A 2,615-nucleotide genomic window follows, 5' to 3' on the forward strand; every position below is an offset into this window, starting at 1 on the left:
GATCGATCTGAGCTACGAAGCGCAGTCCGATCGCGGCCATGAGCGGATGGCCGCCCCGCCGCTCCTACAGAAACCCGGGGCCGGCACCGGACACGCAGCTCGGGAGAGACACAATGACTCTACGGAAAACGGTACTCGAAGAACTTGGCTGGCGCACGCTGGTCTCCGCTGTGGCGCTGAGCGCGGCGATCGCCGGCTGCAAAAGCCAGCAGACCCCGTCGCAACCGCCGGCGCAGCCGTCTCAGTCCCAGTCGTCCTCCAGTTCCTCATCGCAATCCCAGTCGAGTTCCTCCTCATCGAGCAGTTCCTCCAGCAGCAGCCAGTCCTCGACTGCCAGCGCAGGCATGCCCTCGAGCAGTTCGTCCAGCAGCCCCAGCCAGGGTATGCCCGGCGTCACCGTCTCCAGCAACCGCCCCAGCATGGACCTGCCGAGCATCGAATCCGGCAGCGAGTCCAGCCAGAGCACCGCCTCGCGCAGCGGCGAGGAATCACAGCGCAGCCGCTCCGCCAGCGACAGCGGGCCCGACAGCTCGCGCAGCGGCGAGCGCTCCACGCCGGTGTACAGCGAATCCGACCAGCGCCCGGAGGAGAGCCGAATGCCGCCGGACCCCTCCACCAACAGCGAGGGCGAGCCCCCGGACGAGATCGACTTTTCCGAGGAGGAGCAGACCGCCTCTTCTTCCAGCTCCAGCAGTTCTTCCAACAGTGCCTCGTCCAGCAGCGCTTCCAACAGCGCGTCCTCCTCCAGCAGCGCCTCGGCCGGTGGTTCCTCCAGTGCCCAGGCCAGCGCCGGCAGCCCGGCGAGCGGCAGCAGCGCCCCCAATGAAGCGCCGGCCAGCTCCGCGGAGCGGGTCGCGGAACTGGAGGGCGAGTTCGATGCCACCATGGCCAGCTACGACGGTATGATCCTGCGTTCGCGGGACTACGTGCGCAACCGCCCCGCCTCCCCGGAAGAGGAGGAGGAAGGCATGGACGAAGCGCCCCCCGGGGAATCCCTGGAGGACCTGATCGAATCCGCCGAAGCGGAAATCCCCGCGCCCCCCGGAGGCGGTGGCGAGGGCGGCAGCGGCCCGGAAATGAACAACTCCAGCGGGCAGGCCACCGGCCCCGGCCTGCCCACCGCCGGCCGCGAGGGCGAGTACGACCACAGCGGCACCACCCCGGTGGTGCCGGCGGACATTCCCAGCGGCAACGACGACGACGTGGTGGCTCGCCAGATCCGCGAGGCGGCCACCCGCGAGTCGGACCCGGAGTTGCGGGAAAAACTGTGGGAAGAGTACCGAAAATACAAGAAATCACAGAAGTGACAGCGGAGGAAGCCGGTATGCCCTTGTCCAGGACGAATTTCTGCGTTGACGCTCTGAGGCGCGGCCTGCTGATGGCGGCGCTGCTGGCTCTCGGCGCCTGCACCACCACCGATGTGCGCACCACCGCCTTTACGCCGCTCACAGTGGAGGACGCGACCATTCCCGAGGACCGCCTGCTGGACGTGGGGATAGTGCAGTTCAACCCCGGGCTGGACAGCGCCGGGACGGATGAGGACGAACTGGTCTTCCCCGAACTCCGCCGGGCGGAATCCCGCTACATCGCCGTCACCCTGGCCGAGTCGCTGCAGTCCAGCCAGGGCTGGGGCGCGGTGCGGGTCATCCCCAGCGAGCGCACCAATATCGATGTCACCGTCGTTGGCGCCATCCTGCAGTCCGACGGCGAAACCCTCACCGTGGATGTCACCGTCACCGATTCCAGCGGCCGGGTCTGGTTCAACAAGGAGTATACGGAGCAGGCCTCCCAGTACGCCTACGACCGCAAGCATCCCACCGAGGGCGACGCCTTCCAGGGAGTCTACAACCGCGTCGCCAACGACATGCTGATCTACCGACAGCGGCTCTCGGACCAGTACGTCGCCGAGCTGCGCACCATTTCCGAAATGAAGTTCGCGCGCAGTTTCTCCCCCCACGCGTTCGACCGCTACCTGATCCGGGACGAGGACGGCATCTACCAGCTGACCGCCCTGCCCGCGGAAAATGACCCCATGCTCGAGCGCGTGCGCCGCATTCGCGAGCGGGACTACCTGTTCGTGGATACCCTGCAGGGCTACTACGGCACCTTCGTAAAATCCATGGAGACGCCCTACCAGGAGTGGCGCGCCATGAGCTACGAGGAAGTGCAGCAGATGCGCGAACTGAAGCGCAAGGCCCGCAATCACACCATCATGGGTGCGGCGGCGATTATCGGCGGTATCGCCGCCGCCGGGGGCGGCACCGGAGCCGCGCGCGCCGCCGGCCAGGTGGGTATCGCCGGCGGCGGCTACCTGATCAAGAGCGGATTCGACCGCCGCGCGGAAGCCAAGATGCACATAGAGGCGCTGCAGGAACTGGGCGACTCCATGCAGTCGGAGGTGGAGCCGCAGATCGTCGAGCTGGAAGACCGCACCGTGACCCTTACCGGCACCGTGGAAAACCAGTACCGCCAGTGGCGCGAACTGCTCAGGGAAATCTACCAGGCGGAAACCGGGGCGCTGGAAAACAATATCTGAACGAACGTCAATGATCCAAAAAATCCCGTAGGAGCGGGCCATGCCCGCGATCGGCATTACTGGATAGCATAGGCCGATC

3 protein-coding genes are annotated in these 2,615 nt (G+C 66.5%); 2 read left to right on the forward strand and 1 reads right to left on the reverse strand.

Going from position 1 to position 2,615, the window contains the following annotated elements; all coding sequences use genetic code 11:
• Positions 1-241: 241 nt before the first annotated feature.
• The gene (locus ACRC0P_RS14340; RefSeq protein ID WP_438631985.1) at positions 242-886 is read right to left on the reverse strand and encodes a hypothetical protein; all 645 of its coding nucleotides are present in this window, start codon (positions 884-886) and stop codon (positions 242-244) included.
• On the opposite strand from ACRC0P_RS14340, the gene ACRC0P_RS14345 reads away from it, so the two are divergent.
• Together ACRC0P_RS14345 and ACRC0P_RS14350 are read left to right on the forward strand one after the other, a co-directional pair.
• Positions 885-1,307 carry a hypothetical protein gene (locus ACRC0P_RS14345; protein WP_438631986.1) on the forward strand — a complete coding sequence of 141 codons (423 nt, stop codon included), beginning with the start codon at positions 885-887 and terminating at the stop codon, positions 1,305-1,307. The genes ACRC0P_RS14340 and ACRC0P_RS14345 overlap by 2 nt on opposite strands.
• A gap of 17 nt (positions 1,308-1,324) precedes the next feature.
• A complete protein-coding gene (locus tag ACRC0P_RS14350; protein WP_438631987.1) occupies positions 1,325-2,536 on the forward strand; it encodes a hypothetical protein in 1,212 nt (403 codons plus the stop codon).
• Positions 2,537-2,615 lie beyond the last annotated feature (79 nt).

The sequence above is a fragment of the Microbulbifer sp. genome, assembly GCF_051659245.1.
Lineage (GTDB): Bacteria > Pseudomonadota > Gammaproteobacteria > Pseudomonadales > Cellvibrionaceae > Microbulbifer.

Coding starts and splice junctions, on each gene's coding strand:
- ACRC0P_RS14350 (WP_438631987.1), top strand. CDS start 1,325: ATGCCCTTGTCCAGGACGAATTTCTGCGTTGACGCTCTGAGGCGCGGC.
- ACRC0P_RS14345 (WP_438631986.1), top strand. CDS start 885: ATGGCCAGCTACGACGGTATGATCCTGCGTTCGCGGGACTACGTGCGC.
- ACRC0P_RS14340 (WP_438631985.1), bottom strand. CDS start 886: ATGGTGGCATCGAACTCGCCCTCCAGTTCCGCGACCCGCTCCGCGGAG.